The organism is Actinokineospora globicatena, assembly GCF_024171945.1.
Classification (GTDB): Bacteria; Actinomycetota; Actinomycetes; order Mycobacteriales; family Pseudonocardiaceae; genus Actinokineospora; species Actinokineospora globicatena.
This window is the reverse complement of sequence record NZ_JAMTCR010000002.1, coordinates 1,289,075-1,307,401: the sequence shown is the minus strand read 5'-3', so window position 1 is coordinate 1,307,401 and position 18,327 is coordinate 1,289,075. Positions and strand designations below refer to the sequence as shown.

The following is an 18,327-nucleotide window of genomic DNA, read 5'->3' as shown; positions in this document are numbered from 1 at the left end:
CCGGATCAGTTCCGCTTTACGTTGGGACGACCCCAGTGTCCCACGGGGATGTCCCACGAAGGAGCTTTTCCCATGTCCCGAACCAGGTTCCTCGCCGCGCTGCTCGGCGCCCTCACCCTCTTCGCCCTGGCCACCCCGGCCTCGGCGACCGCGGCACCGCAGCAGACCCTCGTGCGCACCATCTACTACGACTCCAGCCGCGCCGCCGAACTCACCGCGACCGTCGACCAGGCCGTGCAGATCTGGAACGCGGGCGTCACCAGCGTCAAACTCGTCCGCGGCACCGGCGGCATCACCATCACCACTGCCCAGAACGGCTCAGCCCCCGGCACCGCCAGCTGCGTCGGCTGCACCCGCGGCCAGATCTACTTCTACCGCAACCAGATCACCAGCTCCGGCGCCAGCGCCCTGCGCGTCGTGGTGCACGAGTTCGGCCACATCCTCAGCCTCAACCACCCCTCCGACATCGGCAACTGCGCCAAGGTCATGGCAGGCGGCCGCTGCACCAACGCCCAACCCAGCACCGCCGAACTGGCCGCCGTCCAACGCTTCTGGACCGGCCGCGTCGCCGCCCCGGCCCCCGCCCCCCACGAACACACCATCTTCGCCGCCGCATAACCCCTGTTGCGCACAGGAGCGGGCCCACCCTGAGGCCCGCTCCTGTGCCACCCCATACCCACCTCCCCGAGAAGCAGGCCCCACAACCACACCACCACAACCCCCACCCCGGATACCCCAATCCACCCCCCGCAACGGGTGACCCGCCTTCCCCATCCCGACCAAACGCGGCCGCCCTTTAATCCGTAGGTTCTAGGTTCGAGTTCTCCGAAGAGTGCCGTGCGGGTACCGAAGCGGAGCGCGCATCGGCGCCGTCGTCCGCCCGTCCATCCCGACCGGGGTTGCCGCTACACTCGGCCCCCTGGGCCGTTAGCTCAATTGGTAGAGCTGCGGACTTTTAATCCGTAGGTTCTGGGTTCGAGCCCCAGGCGGCCCACTCTTTTGGCTGGTCAGCGGCGTGCCGCGCGAGCAGACATGATCTCCTGCCGGTCGCGGCGCCGCACATCTCCCGAGTGCACCCGTGGGTGCACCCTGTCCAGGTGACACCCAGGGGTGTCGTGGGGTGTCATGGGTCACAGGGTGGGCACGGGCGGGAGCCGGGCGTTGCTGGAGAGTGACCGGCGGGGGTGGGAAACGGTCATCGGGGGAGTGGTTTCTGCCATCGGAAATGGGGTGGCGAATAAGCTGGTTGACGGGTTTACGGGCGGGTGGGAGGCTGCGCGGAAATTGGGCTGGGGAGGCGTTTGTGGATCGACGGGCGGCTGGGGCCGCAGCGGTTACCGCGGTGTTGTGGGCGTCGGCTTTTGTGGTGATCCGGGATGCCGCGCCGCACTTTTCGGCGGGGGCGTTGGCTGAGGGGCGGCTGCTGAGCGGGGCGGTGGCGTTGCTGCTCTTCCTGGTGCTGCGCGGGGAAGGGCTGCCGGGGCGCGGGGCGTGGCCGGGGATCATCGGGTCCGGATTGCTGTGGTTCGGCGGTTATATGGTCATTTTGAACTGGGGCGAGAAGCTGGTCGACGCCGGGACGGCCGCGATGTTGGTCAACATCGGGCCGATCTTGATCGCGCTTCTCGGTGGGTGGTTGCTGAACGAGGGATTCCCGCCGCGGTTGCTGTTGGGGATGGGGGTTTCCTTCGCGGGGGCCGTGGTGGTCGGGGTGTCGACGTCCGGGGCGGGGACGTCGTCGTTGCTGGGGATCGTGCTGTGCGTGGCGGCGGCGATCAGCTACGCCGGTGGTGTGGTGCTGCAGAAACCCGCCCTGCGGCACGGTTCCGCGCTGCAGGTGACCACGTTCGGCTGCGTCATCGGCGCCGTCGCCACGCTCCCGTTCTCCGGGCAGCTGCTCGACGGGCTGCGGACCGCGCCGACCAGTTCGGTCATCGGCATGGTCTACCTGGGCCTGTTCCCCACGGCGCTGGCGTTCTACACCTGGGCGTACGCCCTCTCCCGGACCACTGCGGGCCGGATGGGCGCGACCACCTACGTCGTCCCCACGCTGGTCCTGCTCATGTCCTGGCTGCTGCTCGGCGAGGTCCCCACCGCGCTCACCCTGGTCGGCGGGGCGCTGTGCCTCGCCGGGGTCGCCGTGGCCCGCAGCAAGCGGCCGGACGTGGCGCCCCGCTCACCCGTTCGGCTCACGCGAACCCGCCAGGATGGCGATGTGATCTAGCTTGGCACCCACCCAGTCACCAGAGAGGGGTTCCGATGTCCGACCAGCACGCCCGGGCTGAGGCGTTCGCCCAGTTGCACCGGGGTCCGGGGGCCTTCGTGGTGGCCAACGCGTGGGACGCGGGGACCGCGCGGCTGCTGACCGGGCTCGGCTTCCGCGCGCTGGCCACGACCAGCGCGGGTCTGGCCTTCACCCTCGGTCGCGCGGACGGCGCCAACCTGGTGAGCAGGGCGGAGACGCTGGCCAACGCCACGGCGATCATCTCGGCCACCACCCTGCCGGTGTCCGCCGACCTGGAGAACGGCTTCGGTGACCAACCGGAGGACGTAGCCGAGACCATCCGGCTCGCCGGGGAGGCCGGGCTGGTCGGCGGGTCGATCGAGGACGCGACCGGCCGGGACGACGACCGGATCTACGACCTCGGGCTCGCCGTGGAGCGGATCACCGCCGCCGCCGAGGCCGCCAGGGCGCTGCCGTTCCCGTTCACCCTCACCGCCCGCGCGGAGAACTTCCTGAACGGCAGACCCGACCTGGACGACACCATCCGCCGGTTGCAGGCCTTCGCCGAGGCGGGTGCGGACGTGCTCTACGCCCCGGGCCTGCCGGACCTGGACTCGATCAAGGCCGTCTGCGCCGCGGTCGACAAGCCGGTCAACGTGCTCGCGGCCGGACCGGCGGCGCGCTGCTCGGTCACCAAGCTGGGCGAGCTCGGCGCCCGCCGGATCAGCCTCGGCTCGGCCCTGCCCAGGGCCGCGCTCACCGCCGCCGTGCTCGCCGCGCAGGAGATCGCCGAATCGGGCACCTTCACCCTGACCACCGGCGCCATGAGCTACGCGCAAGCCGACGCGCTGATCGACTGACCGTGGAGGACACCCGATGACCCACCTGTGGCTGCGGCACGAGGTGCGAACCACCGAGCGCCGTGCCCCGATCGTGCCCGACGACGCCCGCACCCTGGTCGACGCCGGGATCACCGTCACCGTCGAGGACTCCCCGCAACGCGTGTTCGACACCGGCGACTACGCGGCGGCGGGCTGCGCGGTCGCCGAGACCGGTTCCTGGGTCGACGCCCCGGACGACGTGTTCGTCGTCGGCCTCAAGGAACTCCCCGACGCCCCAGCGGAGTTGCGCCACCAGCACGTCTACTTCGGACACGCGTACAAGGGCCAGGACGGCGCGGCCGCACTGCTCGACCGGTTCACCTGCGGTGGCGGCGCGCTGCTCGACCTGGAGTACCTGACCGGTGCCAACGGCCGCAGGCTCGCCGCGTTCGGCTACTGGGCCGGGTACGTGGGCGCCGCGCTCGCCGTCCTGCACCTGCGCGGCTCGCTCACCACACCGCTGCGCCCGTTGACCCGTGACGAGCTGGACACGGCACTGCGCGGCCACGTCGACGCCCGTGCCCTCGTCGTCGGCGCCCTGGGCCGCAGCGGTCGGGGTGCGCTGGACGCCCTGGCCGTCGCCGGGCTCGACGCGACCGCGTGGGACCTCGCCGAGACCCGCGACCTGGACAAGCCCGCCCTGCTGGCACACGACCTGCTGGTCAACGCCGTGCTCACCACGACGCCGGTGCCCCCGTTCGTCACCGACGCCGACCTGGACACGCCGGGGCGCACGCTCTCGGTGATCTCGGACGTGACCTGCGACGTCACCTCCGACTGCAACGTCCTCCCGGTGTACGACCGGATCACCGACTGGGACGAACCCGCCCGGCGGCTGCGCGCGGACCCGCCGGTCGACATCATCGCCATCGACAACCTGCCGTCGTTGCTGCCGAGGGAGGCGAGCGTGGCGTTCTCCGCGGACCTGACCCCGCTGCTGCGCACCCTGGGCCACGGCGGCGACGAGTGGGCGCGGGCGTTGGAGCACTTCCGCACCGGCGTGGCGAAGGAGGCCATCAATGGCTGAGACCGTGCACTGGGTCGGCACCGGCCTGTCCACCGGCGGCGGCGTCCGCGTGCTCGCCGACACGGCCGACATAGTCCTCTATGGACGGACGAGGGACAAGGCCGCCGCGTGCATCGACCGGCTCGCGCTCACCGGCCGGGTCGCGCCGCGCGCGCTCGACGATTTGGACCCCGGCCGCGGTGACGTCGTTGTGTCGATGCTGCCCGCGACCGAGCACGTCCGACTGCTGAAGTTGAGCCTGGCCAACGGTTCCCACTTCGCCAACACCAGCTACGTCTCGCCCGAGATCGCCGGGTACGCCGACGCGGCCCGCGACGCGGGGGTCGTGCTGCTCACCGAGGCCGGGCTGGACCCGGGCATCGACCACCTGCTGGCCCACGACCTGATCGCTCGGGCCGAGGTCGAAGGTCCGGCGACGGCGACGTTCACCTCCTACTGCGGCGGCATCCCCGCGGTGCCCAACGAGTTCCGGTACCGGTTCAGCTGGGCGCCGAGGGGCGTGCTGACGGCGCTGCTCTCGCCCGCCCGCTACATCGACGGCGGCGTGGAGACGGTGGCCGAGCGACCGTGGGAGGCCACGACCGGTCACGTGCTGCGCGGGGAGCGGTTCGAGGCGTACCCGAATCGCGACAGCCTGCCGTTCGTCGAGCAGTACCACCTGCCCAGCCACTGGCGGCTGGAGCGGTTCGTGCGCGGGACGCTGCGGTTGGACGGGTGGCGGCAGGCGTGGGAGCCGGTGTTCGCCGAGCTGCGCGACCCCGATCCCGACCGGATCACCGCGCTGGCCGCGGATCTCGCCGCCCGCTACCCGACGACCGAGGCCGACCGCGACCGGGTCGTGCTGGCGGTGGCGCTGACGGTGCGCGGCGACGACGGCGCGGAGTGGTCGGGGGAGCACGTGCTCGACGTGGTCGGCGACGACAACGACAGCGCGATGGCCCGACTGGTGTCGACGCCGCTGGCGGTCGGGATCGCCGACGTGCTCTCGGGTGCGCTGGCACCGGGCCTGCACCGCGCGGCGGAGACCGTCGACGTGTCCCGCCGGTGGCTGGAAAAGCTGGAGCGGCAGGGGATCGCCGCGCGTTAGCGTTCCACCGTGGACGTGGTCGACGAGTGGAAGTCCGCCGAATGGCAGGCGGGCGCGCAGGACTGGCTCGACGAGCGGCTGGCCGACGCGGGGATCACCCGGGTCGGCCCGCTGACCGAGCACAAGGTGCGGACGTGGGCCGGGGTGTTCAGCGCCGCCACCACGGTCGGACCGGTGTGGCTCAAGGCGACCACCCCGGGTACGGCGGCCGAGGTCCGGCTATACGGGGTATTGCACGCCGTTGCGCCAGAACGGGTGCTGGCCCCGATCGCGACCGATCTGGCGCGCGGCTGGATCGTGCTGCCCGACGGCGGACCGACGCTGACCGACCCGCGCGAGATGATCGATCGCCTGGCGCCGTACGGGCAGATGCAGCGCGACCTCGCCCCGCACGTCGACGCCATCCTCGCCGCCGGGGTGTCGGACATGCGGCCGCCGCGGCTGCCGGAGCGGTTCGCCGAGGCGCTCGCGGTGATCGACGGCGTGCCACCGGAGATCGCCGCGCTCGCGCCGCGGGTGGCGGACTGGTGCGCCCGGTTGGCCGAGTCACCGGTCCCGGTGAGCATTGACCACAACGACCTGCACGCGGGGAACTTCTTGCGGGACGGGCGGTTCTACGACTGGGGCGACAGCGTGGTGGCCCACTCGTTCGCGTCGATGCTGGTGCCGCTGTCGATGCTCGGCGCCGACAGCGACCGGGGGCGCGACGCGTACGTCGAGGCGTTCACCGATCTCGCACCCCGAGCCGACCTGGTCACGGACCTGGAACTGGCCTGCCGGGTCGGCAAGATCGCCAGGGCGCTGACCTGGCACCGGGCCGTCGCGGGTAGCGCGGGACCGTTCGCAGACGCGCCACGGGCCCAGCTGGTTGCCTTGGCGAAACCGTCCTTTTTCGACTGATTCACCACTACGATGCCCGGAACCGGGTCGGCCAGGTAGCCGTCTATCCCGATGACTTCGACCCAGAGGGGGCAGACATGGCGGACATCGAATACCGCTTCGGTACCGGGGAGAGCGCCCCGAACGTGCACCACGGCCAGGCGGACGCGGACGTGGACGGCGACGGGACCAACGACGCCATCGCGGTCGACTTCGACGGGGACGGCCGCTACGACGACCGGATGTGGGACTCCGACGGTGACGGCGTCGCCGACACCGCGCTGCTGGACTACAACGACGACGGCGTCGCCGAGTCCGCCTACAACGACCCCACCGGCCTCGGCACGTGGAACGAGAAGGGCATCGGCGGCGACGAGGCGGGCGACCTGCCCCCCGCGCACCCGACCACCTCGGACGCGCCCACCACCGACACGCCCACCTCTGACACGCCGACCACCGACACCCCGGCCACCGACGCGCCTGCCGACGACCAGACCCAGGACGTCCCCAGCGACGTCCCGGACGACGGCGCCGACCTGCCCCCCGCGCACCCCACCACGGACGACGACCCGTCGACCGACATCGAAGACGGCGACTTCGAGAACCAGCCCACCGACGACACCGCCGTCGACGACTCCACCACGGACACCACGGCTGACTCGACCGACTCGACCGAGGACGACACCACCCTCGACGACACCACCGACTCCACGACCGAGGACGACCCGTACGCCGACCCCCACAGCGACTCGGGCCTCGACGACAGCTACGACTCCTGCTCCCCGGACGACGCCACCGCCGAACCCACCGTCTCGGACTGGTACTCCGAACTCTCCTGACACCGCGCCACTCACTGGCCCCGCCCCACTCCCCCGGGACGGGGCCAGCGGCATGCAACCCCCGCGCGCCGTCGTGGCGTTCGCTGGATGTGAACCTGGCGAGTCGAGGTGCGCGGAAGAGGCAAGGTGGTTGACGACGACCTCGTCACCAGCCTGCGGGCGGCGGGGCCGCGACTTGGTCGTTCTCCAGGCGGCCGCAAGATCATCGTCGGAGGCATGCGCGGCAATCGAGGTGGGTCGAGCGTCACCGGTTAGCCTGGGGGCGTGTTCGGAACAGCCTCGTCCCTGAAGATCGGGCCATACGTCGTGGACCCGGCTGTGGTGCTCGCTCCGATGGCCGGGATCACCAACGTCGCGTTCCGCACCCTGTGCCGCGAGTTCGGCAGCGCCACCTCGCTCTACGTGTGCGAGATGGTCACCGCCCGCGCGATCGTCGAGCGCGACTCCAAGACGATGGAGATGATGACCTTCGGCGCGGACGAGTCGCCGCGGTCGCTGCAGCTCTACAGCGTCGACCCGAAGAACGTCACCGACGCCGTCACGATCATCGCGGGCGAGGGTCTGGCCGATCACCTGGACATGAACTTCGGCTGCCCGGTGCCCAAGGTGACCCGCAAGGGCGGGGGTGCGGCGCTGCCCTACAAGCGGCGGTTGTTCGCCGAGATCGTGCGGGCGGCGGTGCGGGCGGCGGGGGACATGCCGGTGACGGTGAAGTTCCGGGTGGGGATCGACGACGAGCACCTCACCTACCTCGATGCCGGGCGGATCGCTGAGGCGGAGGGGGCGGTGGCGGTCGCTCTGCACGCGCGGACGGCGGCGCAGCGGTATTCGGGGGAGGCCGACTGGTCGCGGATCTCGCGGCTGAAGGAGGCCGTGACGAGCATCCCCGTGCTGGGCAACGGTGACATCTTCAGTGCGGAGGACGCACTCAGGATGATGCGCGAGACGGGCTGCGACGGGGTCGTGGTCGGTCGCGGGTGCCTGGGCAGGCCGTGGCTGTTCCGCGAGCTGCACGCCGCCCTGACCGAGCAGCCGGTCCCGGCCGGGCCGTCGCTCGGTGAGGTCGCGGCGATCCTGCACCGGCACGCCGTGCTGCTCGCCGACCACCTCGGTGAGGAGAAGGGCCTGCGGGACCTGCGCAAGCACATGGCCTGGTACCTGCGGGGCTTCCCGATCGGCTCCGACCTGCGCAAGTCGTTCGCCATGGTGTCCGGGCTGCCGGAGCTGGAGGACCTGCTCGGCCAGCTCGACCACGACGCGCCGTACCCCGCCGAGGCTGAGGGGCCGCGCGGGCGGCAGGGCTCGCCGGGCCGGGTGGTGCTGCCGGAGGGCTGGCTGGACGACCCCGAGGACGCCGCCGTGCCGGAGGGCGCCGAGCTGATGCACTCGGGGGGCTGATGCGCGCGCTACCGGGCGTCCTCTTCGTCCTGCTCGCGGCGACCGGGTGCGCCACCGCGGTCACCGGGACACCGGTGCCCGCCACCGGGGTCACCCCGGGTCGGACACTGGTCAGCGAGTACTTCACCGAGCTCAACGAGGCCGGGGCGGACGGGGTGGGCGCGCAGCGGGAGTTCCTGCGGCGCACCCAGCACCCCGACTTCGACTCCGACTGCGACCTGGGGAACCTGACGCTGCGGGTCGAGCCCGCGCTCTCGACGCTGCGCACCGACCCCAAGTGGAAGCCGGAGAAGGCGAGCAAGGCGCCGCGCGGCACCGTCTACGTGGTGGGCGTGTCGGTGCGGATCCGGCGGGAGAGTGCGACGCTGGCCGAGCAGATCGGCTCGCAGCGGGTCGTGGTGCTCGACGGGAAGGCCTACGGCTTCACACCCTGCCCGACCCGGTGACTCCGAACGGGTGATACCGAGCGTGTGCGTATTGCGACCGATTCCCTGGTCAGTCACTTGTTTGGAGCAGTGTGGGGTCCACCAGTAGGGGGAATTCCTGCGTCCATGCGTCCCGGTCGCTCAAGCGCGGCGTCATTCCGGACGACACACACGTACGTAGGGAGGTGACCGCGGTGGCCGTTCTGGGACGAGGCGTCGCCAAGCCCGACCCCGACCAACGGGACAGCCCGTGGCGGGACCACCGGGTCAGCGAGCCGACAGTACCGCTGCGCCACCCCGCGATCACCGAGCGCACCGAGAACCCCGACGACCCGCCCGCGGACACGGCCAACCTGGTCAGCCTGCACGAGTCGATCGCGGCCCTGCTCGCCTCCCGCGGCCAGTACCGGCAGGCCTACCAGCACCTGCGCTCCGCGCTGGACCTGATGTCGGAGATGAGCGCGCCGCCGCAGATCCCCGAGCAGTTCCGCCGCGAGGTGGACCGGTTGCGCCGCGAGCACGCCGAGGCGCACGAGCAGAGCATCCGCGACAGCCTCACCGCCAGCTACAACCGCCGCTACCTCGACCAGCGGCTGGTCGACCTGGTCGCCGAGCAGGGCACCGCGGACGGGCTCGCCGTCGCGCTCGTCGACCTGGACTGGTTCAAGCAGGTCAACGACACCTTCGGCCACCTGGTCGGCGACCGGGTGCTGCAGCGGGTCGTGGAGCTGCTGCAGGACGGCCTGCCCGAGGGCGGGTTCTGCGCGCGCTACGGCGGCGAGGAGTTCGTGCTCGTGCTGCCCGGGATCGACCTGGCCGCGGCCGTCGAGATCGCCGAGGCCGCGCGCGGGCGGGTCGAGCGCTACCCATGGTCGAGCCTGGTCCTCGGGCTGCGGGTCACGGTGAGCATCGGACTGGCGCACGAACCGGCCATCCGAGTGGCGGACAACACACCCGCGGCTCCGGAGCGTCAGCTGCGCGAGGCCGACGCGCTGCTCTACACCGCGAAGCAGTCCGGGCGCAACGCTGTCGCATATCTGCTGGAGGGCACCGCTCACCTGGCCGGAGCGGCGGCGGGCCGCCGCGCGATCGTCACACCCCGGGCGTCAGCACGATAAGTGCCTCACCTGAGCAGGGCTACCCTGATCGGGCTAGAGCCATGCGCGGAACTCCGTACTGATAGTGAACGAATTGTGGTCTGCCATCGTCACGAGGGACAGCCATCCGTACTATCGCTCCGGCAGCGTGACACGATCGGGTAAGCAACCGAACGCGGCACAGCAACGTGTTGATAACCAACCGACAACGGTTCGCGCACAGCCGAGCCTCTGATGGAGGGAAGGAGCACGGGTGTCCGACGACCACGACCGCGCCCCGGGCTCCTCGCCCGGCGGCAAGCGCCGCGCCCCGGAACCGGCCGAGCAGCCCCGGCGCAGGCGCCGGTCCATGGAGGGCGCGGGCGGGGTCAGCGTGTCCGACCTGGTCGAGCGGCACAGCGGCTCCCGGTCGAACCTGATGCCGATACCCGAGGCGGACGAGCCGGACGAGGTACCGAGACACCAGCAGGGCGGCCGCCGCGCCGCCCCGGAACCGCCCGCCAGGCACTCCGCCGCCCAGAGCGCCGCCGACGACGCCCCGGACGTGCACCGCAACACCATCAGCTCCGGCGGCCGCCGCAGCGCCCCGGAAGTCCCCGCGCCCGAACCCGAGCCGTACCGGCCGGAGCCCCCGCGCGCCGAACCCCCTCGTGTCGAGCAGCCGAGGCCGGAGTCGCGCCGCGGCCGGACCGCAACCCACTCGGTCCCCGCCGACATCCTCGCCCAGTCCAAGGGCCAGCCCGTCGAGCGCCCGGCCCGCCCGGTGCGCGACGAGGTCGAGCGCCCCACCTCGGTCGCCGACCTGCTCGGCCCGACGGCCGTCGGGAAGCGGGCGAAGAAGGAGACCTTCGCCGAGTCGGCGAGCCGGGGCCGTGCGGACGCCAGGCGCTCGCTGCCGGGCAACCCGCCGCCGCCACCCGCGCGCCACACCGACGAGCAGCCCATCGGCCGCCGCGCCCGGGTCGAGCCTGAGGCCGACTTCCAGGAGCCCACCCGCTCCGAGCCGCGGCGCGCACCCGAACCCGCGGGCCGCCCCGAACTCCCCCGACGCAACCGTCAGGACGCGGCCGCCGCCGAGCCCGCACCCCGCTCGGAGCCGCCCCGTCAGCCACGCGCTGCCGAGCCGATCAGGCGCCAGGACCCCGCGCTCGGCGAGCCGATCCGCGCCGAGCGGCAAGGTCGCGGCCCCGCGCAGCCCCCGGTGAACGACCGGCGGCCCATGCCGGAACCGTCCCGACCCGACCGCCGGTTACCGGAGTCGGCGATCGGCGAGCCCAACCGGTCCGAACCACTTCGGCCGAACCGGCCCCTGCCGGACTCGGCGATCCGCGAGCCCAACCGGTCTGAGCCCCTGCGACCGAACCGGCCGCTGCCGGACTCGGCGCTGCGCGAGCCGACCAGGTCCGAGCCGCAGCGCGGTCCGAACGGCGGACGGCGCGGTCCCGCGCACCCCGTCGGCACCCCCGACTTCCCGCTCGACGAGCGCCAGGCCGGGCCGTTCTCGGAGAACCGGCCGCCGTCACCCGGTCGCCGCGGCCCGCAGGAACCGCTCGGCAGGCGCCAGCCCCAGCCGAGCGGTCAGTTCCCGATCGCCGACCAGGGCAGGCGCGGTCCGGACGAGCGGGCCCCGATGGGCCAGGGCAGGCCGCGTCGCCAGGACGACGCCGACCTCGGCGGTCCCCTCGAGTCGCCGCGCGGCACCGGTTCCCACCCGGCGCCCGGCCGTCGTCCGATGCCCGGCCCGACCGGGCAGCACCCGATCCCCGACCTCCCGGGTCGCCCCGGCGGGCAGCCGGTCCCGAACGGTCCCGCGCCCACCGGCGCGCACCCGATCCCCGGCAGGCCCAACGGCGGACGCGGTGTGGAACCCCCGCACGCCACCGGGAGCCACCCGGTTCCCAACGGCAACCGCCGTCCCCAGCCGGAGCCGGGCGTGCCCGGTCGCACCGGCGCGCACCCGATCCCCAGCCCGGACGCCCGCCGTCCCGGTCCGGACGGTCGGACCGGCGCCCACCCGATCCCGAACGGCCCCGCGCCCACCGGCGCGCACCCGATCCCCGGCCCCGTCGACCACGGTCAACGCGGTCCCGGCCCGGACATGCCCGGTCGCCCCGGTTTCCGCGGCGGACCGCTCGACGGTCCCCAGGGCACGGGCGCGCACCCCATCCCCGGTCGCGGTGAGCCGCACGACGGCCCCGGTCGGCTCGACTCCCCGCACGGCACCGGCAGCCACCCGATCCCGGGGCGCCCGCTGGACACCCCGCAGGGCACCGGAAGCCACCCCGTTCCCCGGCGCGGCGAGTCCAGCGGTGGCCACCCGGTCGTCGAGGAGCAGCAGCCCAAGCCGCGGATCCCGAGCCAGCAGCCGCCCGGCCAGTCGTCGATGCCGCCGGTGCCCGAGGGCAAGCTGACCCCGCCCGCCGGTGTGTCGCCGCAGGAGTTGGCCGGGCTCACCACCGAGATGGAGCCGATCGGCGAGGCCGTGCAGAAGCGGCGGCGGGTCGACCAGACGCTGGCGCGGTTCTCCAAGGTGCACGACGAGATGCGCGCCGAGGAGAAGGCCAAGAAGTCCAAGCGCATCAAGACCCCGTGGGGCTCGGACGCCGCCGAACTCGACGACAAGCTCGACGAGCTCGCCGCGATGCCCGCCGAGCCGACCGTGGTGGTCGAACCGGTCGACCGGCGCGCCGACAGCGACGGCGCGGGCCCCGACGACGATGACGACAAGCCCAAGCGCGGCCGGTGGTCGCTGCTGGCGAAGGTGTTCTCCGGATCGGCCGCCGTCGCCGTGTTCGCCGCGACCGGGGTCGGCTGGGGCGTCAAGGAGTGGGCGGACAACGCGATCGAGCAGGTCCGCGCGCTCGACCCGGAGTCCGAGTCCATCCAGAACGCCGCCGGGCAGCGCGGCGACGAGAACTTCCTGCTGGTCGGGTCCGACTCCCGCGAGGGCGCCGAGGCCGAGGAGGGGGTGGGCAACGCCAGCGCGGTGCCCGGGGCCCGCTCGGACACGGTGATGATCGCGCACATCCCCGCCGACCGCAGCCGCGTGGTGATCGTGTCCTTCCCGCGCGACCTGGAGATCAACCGGCCGGGCTGCGAGCGGTTCGACGCCAAGGCGGCCAAGTACACCGGCGAGCATGTCCAGCCGCTGAAGAACGCCAAGATGAACACCGCCTACCAGGTCGGCGGGCCGCTGTGCGTGACCAGGGTGGTGCAGGAGCTCTCCGGCCTGCAGATCACCCGGTTCGTCGGCATCGACTTCACCGGCTTCCGCGGCATGGTCGACGCGGTCGACGGCGTGAACGTCTGCGTCGAGCAGCCGATGTTCGACACCAAGCTGAACAAGTGGATCGTCAAGGAGGCGGGCACCGAGGTCATGCTGCGCGGCGAGCAGGCGCTGGACTTCGTCCGGGCCAGGCACGTGCGCGGCGACCCGACCTCGGACTACGGCCGCATCAAGCGCCAGCAGCGGTTCCTGTCCTCGTTGCTGCGCAAGGCGATGTCCGGCCAGGTGCTGCTCGACCCGTCGAAGCTCACCACCTTCACCGGCGAGGTCGCCAAGTCCACCTTCGGCGACAACATCGGCGTCGACTCGCTGATGCAGCTCGGCCAGTCGCTGCAGAACCTGGAGACCGGCCGGGTCACCTTCATCACCGTGCCCACCGTCGGCACGTCGAACTCGCGCGGCAACGAGGTGCTGCGCAAGGACGACGCGGACCGGCTGTTCCGGGCGATCATCAACAAGGAACCGCTGTCCGGCGAGGCACCCCCGCCACCGGCAACCGAGGGCGGCGGCACCCAGCAGCAGGCGGCGCCGCTGCGCGAGCCGGTCGACCCCAAGACGCTCAAGGTCCAGGTGCTCAACGGCGGCAACGAGACCGGCGGCATCGCCAGGCGCACCGCCGAGAAGCTCGAGGCGTTCGGCTTCACCGTCGTCCAGGTCAACCCGACCGCCCCGGTCGCGCGGTCCGTCGTGCGCTACGGCAAGGGCCACGAGGCGGCCGCGCAGACCCTCGCGTCGACCGTCCCCGGCGCCACGCTGCAGGAGGACCCGTCGATGTCGGCGGCCCTGGTGCTGGTGATCGGCCCCGAGTTCACCGGTCAGATCGTCGCGCCCGGCACCCCCGGTGCCCAGACGCCGACGCCCAACCCCCAGCCGCTGCCGGACCTGTCCACGGTCAACGGCTCGGATGTGACCTGCGCCTAGACGCGCCCCGTTCACCTTCGCTTCACCTGGGGATGGCGCATCTCCGCGAACGTGCCTCTAGGCTGTGCGCATGCGTGAGGCCTACCATCTCGAACTCGGTCAGCTGGCCACCAAGCTCGCGGGCATGTGCTCCAAGGTCGCCGAGGCGATGGAGCTCGCCACGCGTGCGCTGCTCGAGGCGAACCTGAGCATCGCCGAGCAGGTGATCAGCGGGGACGAGGCAATCGACGACGCCCGCTCGGAGTGCGAGGAGCAGGCGTACGCGCTGCTCGCCCTGCAGGCACCGGTCGCGACCGACCTGCGGACCGTGCTCGCCGTCATCCACGCCGCGGAGAGCCTGGAGCGGATGGGCGACCTCGCCCTGCACGTGGCCAAGGTCGCCCGCAGGCGGCACCCGGCACCCGTGCTCCCCGAGCAGGTGCACGGCTACTTCGCCGAGATGGGCCGGATCGCGGTCACCTTGGCGCGCAAGGCCGAGGAGGTCATCGAGAGCAAGGACGTCGCCGCGGCGCGCGCCATCGAGGACGCCGACGACGAGATGGACGACCTGCACCGGCACCTGTTCACCCTGATCATGAACAAGGAGTGGGAGCACGGCGTCGCGTCCGCTGTGGACGTCACGCTGCTCGGCCGCTTCTACGAGCGCTACGCCGACCACGCGGTGTCGGTCGCCAAGCGCGTCGTGTTCGTGGTGACCGGCCGGATGCCGGGCACCACCAGCGGCGACGACCTGTAAGTCCCCCCAGTCCGACCACCGCCCCGCTCGGACCACCGAGCGGGGCGGCTTTCGTCTCAGCGCCTCGGCGTGGCGGTCGCGATCAGCTCGTCGAGCTGGCGGATCAACCTAGCCGCGTCGGCGGGGGAGTAGGTCGCGCGGATGGCACCGTCGGGCTGGGGACGGCTCACCGACAGGTAGCGGCCGGACTCGGTGTCGATCCAGCCGACCGTGCCCGCCTCCACTTCCCTGCCGTGGCGCCCCTTCCCGACCACCGAGTAGAACCCGAAGCCGGTGCGCGGGCGCTCCAGCATGGTCGCCGCCAACCGCAGCTGCGTGTCCGAAGTGGACCTCGCGGCGCGGACCGGGCGCACGAAACCGCCCTCCTGGGCCACCGGCGCCTCGGTCACCATCACCGACTGCCCAGGGCCAGCCTTGGCCGCGGGCAGCAGGTCGACCAGCGCCCTGGCCACCGAACTCGGGGCCATCAGGTCGAACCGGATCGTCTGTCCCTCTTGGACGGCCAGCACCGCCGTCGTGCCGAGGACCGCGGCCCGCGCCCTGACCGGGCGGTCCTTCTCGACGGTGCCCATCACGCCGATGCCGACGTCGTGCTCGCTGGTGATCCGCAGCGCCGTCTCGACGTCGTGGTCGAGCTGGTCGCGACCGACGAGTCCACGACCGTAGAGGTCGGCGAACACCGCCTCGGCGATCCGGCCGCGGTCCTCGGCGAACCGGCCGAAACTGGGCACCTCGAACGGGAACAGCCTCGGGCTGACCCCGAGCACCTGGCCGAGGACGTCGACCGCGGCCAGCGACAACGTGAACGAACGCGGCACCGGCGCTATCCGCCGATCACCGGTGGCGCGGTCATCTCGTCGGTGCCGAACACCTCGTCCGGGTCGGCCTCGACGAGGTACGACGGGCGGGTGTGCTCCTCGTCCTCTCCACCCTGGCCGCGTCCACCGCCACCGCCCATACCGCCCATGCCCGCGCCGCCACCGCGACCGGCCGCGCCAGCGGCACCGCCACGGCCCATGGCCGCCTGCTCTGCGGCGAGCGCGCCAGCCCCGGCACCCATGCCGGGGCCGAGGGCACCAGCGCCGGAACGCGCGCCGAAGCCACCGCCGCCGCCACCGGTCCCGCCGCCACCACCGCCGCCTGCTCCGCCACCACCGAAGCCACCGCCGCCCGCCCCGCGACCGCCGCCGAAGCCGCCACCACGCCGGGTGACGTCGTCACCGCCACCGAAGGGACCAGCGCCGGGCATCGGGGCCAAACCACCGGGCAGACCCGGGTTCGGGTTGGGATTGGGGTTCGGATTCGGGTTGGGGAACGGGCGCCCGGGGTTGCCACCGGGGTCGCCGGGCGTCCAGTTGCCGGGGTTAGTGCCACCGGGGTTCGTCCCACCCGGAGTCGTGCCGCCGCCGGGGTTCGTACCGCCGCCGTTGCCCGGCTGGAAGCCGCCACCGTTGCCGGGGAGCTGGTTGTAGCCGCCGGTGCCGTTGCCGTTGCCATTGGACGGGGAGTAGCCCCCGCCGGTCCTGTCGCCGCCGCCGCGGACGTTGACGTCGTCGCCGCTCGGGTCGGTGACGCCCTTGCCGTCGTCGCCGGTCTTCGGGTCGTCGCCGGTCGAATCACCCATCGTGGGGGGCGCGGCGAACGCGGGCATCGTCGACGACGTACCCAGCGAACTGTCGTAAGAGGTGACCACCCTGGCCGCCTCCGCGCGCGCGGACTGGCTCTCCCGGTAGTCGTTCATGTACGTCGCGGACTTGATGACCAGGTCGATCGGGTTCGTCGTCCTCATCAGATCCCGGTTCGCCGCCGCCGCGTCGAACGGGACCTCCTCGGGCATCGAGTTCTTCGCGTCGGCCAACGCCGCCGACTGCAACCCGGCCTGCGTCCCGGCCAACTGCGCGCTCTGCCCGGCCGTGCCGACCCAGTTCCCGATGCCCACCATGAACAACCGCGCCGAGTCACCGGCCTCGCCCTGCCAGTCCGCCTGGCTGTCGTTGATCGCCGACGCCACCTCGGACTGGAACCGGGTCATCGCGTTGCCCGCGTTCAGGTACAGCTCACCCATCTCCCCGACCTGGTCGGGGTCGACGTCCTGGGTCACCATCGGCTTGAGCTCGCCGTGCGCGTAGTTGCTGTAGTTCGAGCACTGCATCCCCGGCGGCTGCCTGGTGTCCAACCCCGCGGCCAACTCCCGCGCCTGCGCCGTCATCTCCTGGCTGTACTGCTGATCGATCTCGCTGTTGCGGTTGAACCGCTTCATCAACCCCGGCCAGAACGGCGCGTCATCGATGTCCTGGTCGACCTGCTGCTCAGCCCGGTCGTGCACGTCCGAACTCGTGTCGGACGTCCCCTTCCGATCGATGTAGTACCTGCTGCTGGAATCGTACGTCCGGTCGTACCCAGCCGCGCTCGGGTCGTACCCAGGACTACTCGGATCCGAGACGTCCACCGTCCCCTGATCCCCCTGGTGCGGCGTGTACGCCGTCCGCGCCTGTCCAGGCATGACCTACCTCCCAGCTACCTCAGGGCAATTCAGGTTCAACAAGCTTCGCCGCGTCCAACGCGGTCGCACACAACTTCTGCCCATCGCCACCACCGGCTTGGACGTCGACTCGAGTCTTCTCGGACAACTCGAGCGAGATGGCGCAGACCAAGCCACCAGGACCGATCGACTGCGCGGCACTCCTCGAGCCCACCTTGATTGGCTCGATCTCCCCCTCGGCGACGATGTCCGCGAGGCCACCATCGGTCACGATGTAGACGGCAAGGGTGTAGCTGTCCGCGATACTCCCCTTGTCGACGCGCCATTCACAGTAGGGCCGCTTCTTGCCCAGGTCGACCTCGTCAGGTCCACTCGTGACACCGAGCGACTTCGCCGCCGAGGAGGACAGCAACGCGCACGGCTTCAACGCCGGGACTGGCGCGGTAGTCGTCGTCTTGGGCGCACGAGTGCTCGTCGTGGTGGGTGCAGTGCCACCACCGCCGCTGGGAATCGGACTTCCTGTCTGCTCGCTGGTGCACGCGGACGCGACCAGCGCCAAGACAGCGACGAACACCACTGAAAACGATCTCTTCACTGACCCCCCATACGTCATTGCCGCGCGCACCCCATCAGTACCGGATCGCGTTCTCGTCATCGGTCTGCCGGTAGTTCGCCATCGCCTGCTTGATGCCTTCCTCGGCCTTGACCAGGGACTCGCGAAAGCTGGTCAACTGCGTGAGGAAGCCCTGATCGTCAACGGCGACCTGCTGCATGTAGGGTTTCATGACCTGGGCGTTGTTCGAGGTTCCGAGCTGGGGAGTCTGAGCGAGGGCACGCAGCCGGTTGGACTGGCTGTCGACCCAGGCGGCCATGTTGCGGATGGCGGCCAAGAGGGCCTCGCCGCCGCGTTCGTTGACGGCGAAGCGGCCGGAGGCGGCGTTGCCCGCGAAGTCGTTCATGGCGCGGCCGATGGCGCTGAGCGGGGCGCCCGGCCCTTCGTCGATGTACATCGTTGCCCCCGAAAACCGTTCGGACTCCGTGGGCA

16 protein-coding genes and 1 tRNA gene are annotated in these 18,327 nt (G+C 71.8%); 13 read left to right on the top strand and 4 right to left on the bottom strand.

The window, feature by feature from the left end:
* Positions 1 to 72: 72 nt before the first annotated feature.
* The 13 genes from LV79_RS06270 (at position 73) to phoU (ending at position 14,800) form a co-directional block, all read left to right on the top strand.
* Complete coding sequence (locus LV79_RS06270) at positions 73 to 618, top strand: snapalysin family zinc-dependent metalloprotease (RefSeq protein WP_253832958.1); 546 nt, start codon at positions 73 to 75, stop codon at positions 616 to 618.
* A 303-nt stretch (positions 619 to 921) separates the two neighbouring features.
* A tRNA-Lys gene (locus tag LV79_RS06260) sits at positions 922 to 994 on the top strand.
* Positions 995 to 1,303: 309 nt separating this feature from the next.
* Positions 1,304 to 2,224 (top strand): DMT family transporter, encoded by a 921-nt coding sequence (locus tag LV79_RS06255; RefSeq protein ID WP_253832956.1) that lies wholly within the window; start codon positions 1,304 to 1,306, stop codon positions 2,222 to 2,224.
* A 35-nt stretch (positions 2,225 to 2,259) separates the two neighbouring features.
* Positions 2,260 to 3,084 carry an isocitrate lyase/PEP mutase family protein gene (locus LV79_RS06250; protein ID WP_253832953.1) on the top strand — a complete coding sequence of 275 codons (825 nt, stop codon included), beginning with the start codon at positions 2,260 to 2,262 and terminating at the stop codon, positions 3,082 to 3,084.
* A 16-nt stretch (positions 3,085 to 3,100) separates the two neighbouring features.
* Positions 3,101 to 4,132: a saccharopine dehydrogenase gene (locus tag LV79_RS06245; protein ID WP_253832951.1), complete on the top strand. Its 1,032-nt coding sequence runs from the start codon at positions 3,101 to 3,103 to the stop codon at positions 4,130 to 4,132.
* On the top strand, positions 4,125 to 5,219 hold the full coding sequence (locus LV79_RS06240; protein WP_253832949.1) for a saccharopine dehydrogenase family protein: 1,095 nt from the start codon (positions 4,125 to 4,127) through the stop codon (positions 5,217 to 5,219). Before LV79_RS06245 ends, LV79_RS06240 begins: the two co-directional genes overlap by 8 nt.
* Positions 5,220 to 5,228: 9 nt before the next feature.
* Complete coding sequence (locus tag LV79_RS06235) at positions 5,229 to 6,119, top strand: phosphotransferase (RefSeq protein ID WP_253832947.1); 891 nt, start codon at positions 5,229 to 5,231, stop codon at positions 6,117 to 6,119.
* 77 nt (positions 6,120 to 6,196) lie between these two features.
* Complete coding sequence (locus LV79_RS06230; protein WP_253832945.1) at positions 6,197 to 6,937, top strand: hypothetical protein; 741 nt, start codon at positions 6,197 to 6,199, stop codon at positions 6,935 to 6,937.
* A gap of 264 nt (positions 6,938 to 7,201) precedes the next feature.
* Positions 7,202 to 8,335 (top strand): tRNA dihydrouridine synthase DusB, encoded by a 1,134-nt coding sequence (gene dusB, locus LV79_RS06225; RefSeq protein ID WP_253832943.1) that lies wholly within the window; start codon positions 7,202 to 7,204, stop codon positions 8,333 to 8,335.
* On the top strand, positions 8,335 to 8,781 hold the full coding sequence (locus tag LV79_RS06220; RefSeq protein WP_253832942.1) for a hypothetical protein: 447 nt from the start codon (positions 8,335 to 8,337) through the stop codon (positions 8,779 to 8,781). Before dusB ends, LV79_RS06220 begins: the two co-directional genes overlap by 1 nt.
* A gap of 164 nt (positions 8,782 to 8,945) precedes the next feature.
* Positions 8,946 to 9,878 carry a GGDEF domain-containing protein gene (locus LV79_RS06215; RefSeq protein WP_372495270.1) on the top strand — a complete coding sequence of 311 codons (933 nt, stop codon included), beginning with the start codon at positions 8,946 to 8,948 and terminating at the stop codon, positions 9,876 to 9,878.
* A 232-nt stretch (positions 9,879 to 10,110) separates the two neighbouring features.
* On the top strand, positions 10,111 to 14,064 hold the full coding sequence (locus tag LV79_RS34340) for an LCP family glycopolymer transferase (protein ID WP_253832940.1): 3,954 nt from the start codon (positions 10,111 to 10,113) through the stop codon (positions 14,062 to 14,064).
* 70 nt (positions 14,065 to 14,134) lie between these two features.
* Positions 14,135 to 14,800, top strand: a complete 666-nt coding sequence (gene phoU / locus LV79_RS06205; protein ID WP_253832938.1) for a phosphate signaling complex protein PhoU — start codon at positions 14,135 to 14,137, stop codon at positions 14,798 to 14,800.
* 56 nt (positions 14,801 to 14,856) lie between these two features.
* Here the strand turns inward: phoU and LV79_RS06200 are convergent, their stop codons facing one another.
* Genes LV79_RS06200 through LV79_RS06185 form a run of 4 tightly spaced genes read right to left on the bottom strand, consistent with a single transcriptional unit; the run spans position 14,857 to position 18,292 of the window.
* The gene (locus LV79_RS06200; protein ID WP_253832929.1) at positions 14,857 to 15,618 is read right to left on the bottom strand and encodes an ESX secretion-associated protein EspG; all 762 of its coding nucleotides are present in this window, start codon (positions 15,616 to 15,618) and stop codon (positions 14,857 to 14,859) included.
* 5 nt (positions 15,619 to 15,623) lie between these two features.
* Positions 15,624 to 17,303 carry a hypothetical protein gene (locus LV79_RS06195; protein WP_253832927.1) on the bottom strand — a complete coding sequence of 560 codons (1,680 nt, stop codon included), beginning with the start codon at positions 17,301 to 17,303 and terminating at the stop codon, positions 15,624 to 15,626.
* 19 nt (positions 17,304 to 17,322) lie between these two features.
* Positions 17,323 to 17,856, bottom strand: coding sequence for a DUF3558 family protein (locus LV79_RS06190; protein ID WP_253832925.1), 534 nt, complete (start codon positions 17,854 to 17,856; stop codon positions 17,323 to 17,325).
* Positions 17,857 to 17,911: 55 nt separating this feature from the next.
* Entirely contained in the window at positions 17,912 to 18,292 is a 381-nt protein-coding gene (locus LV79_RS06185) for a hypothetical protein (RefSeq protein ID WP_253832923.1), read from the bottom strand.
* Positions 18,293 to 18,327 lie beyond the last annotated feature (35 nt).

What these genes read in the sequence shown, in the direction of transcription:
- LV79_RS06195 (WP_253832927.1), bottom strand. Translation starts at nt 17,303, where the DNA reads ATGCCTGGACAGGCGCGGACGGCGTACACGCCGCACCAGGGGGATCAG.
- LV79_RS06240 (WP_253832949.1), top strand. Translation starts at nt 4,125, where the DNA reads ATGGCTGAGACCGTGCACTGGGTCGGCACCGGCCTGTCCACCGGCGGC.
- LV79_RS06185 (WP_253832923.1), bottom strand. Translation starts at nt 18,292, where the DNA reads ATGTACATCGACGAAGGGCCGGGCGCCCCGCTCAGCGCCATCGGCCGC.
- LV79_RS06270 (WP_253832958.1), top strand. Translation starts at nt 73, where the DNA reads ATGTCCCGAACCAGGTTCCTCGCCGCGCTGCTCGGCGCCCTCACCCTC.
- LV79_RS06230 (WP_253832945.1), top strand. Translation starts at nt 6,197, where the DNA reads ATGGCGGACATCGAATACCGCTTCGGTACCGGGGAGAGCGCCCCGAAC.
- LV79_RS06250 (WP_253832953.1), top strand. Translation starts at nt 2,260, where the DNA reads ATGTCCGACCAGCACGCCCGGGCTGAGGCGTTCGCCCAGTTGCACCGG.
- LV79_RS06245 (WP_253832951.1), top strand. Translation starts at nt 3,101, where the DNA reads ATGACCCACCTGTGGCTGCGGCACGAGGTGCGAACCACCGAGCGCCGT.
- phoU (WP_253832938.1), top strand. Translation starts at nt 14,135, where the DNA reads ATGCGTGAGGCCTACCATCTCGAACTCGGTCAGCTGGCCACCAAGCTC.
- LV79_RS06220 (WP_253832942.1), top strand. Translation starts at nt 8,335, where the DNA reads ATGCGCGCGCTACCGGGCGTCCTCTTCGTCCTGCTCGCGGCGACCGGG.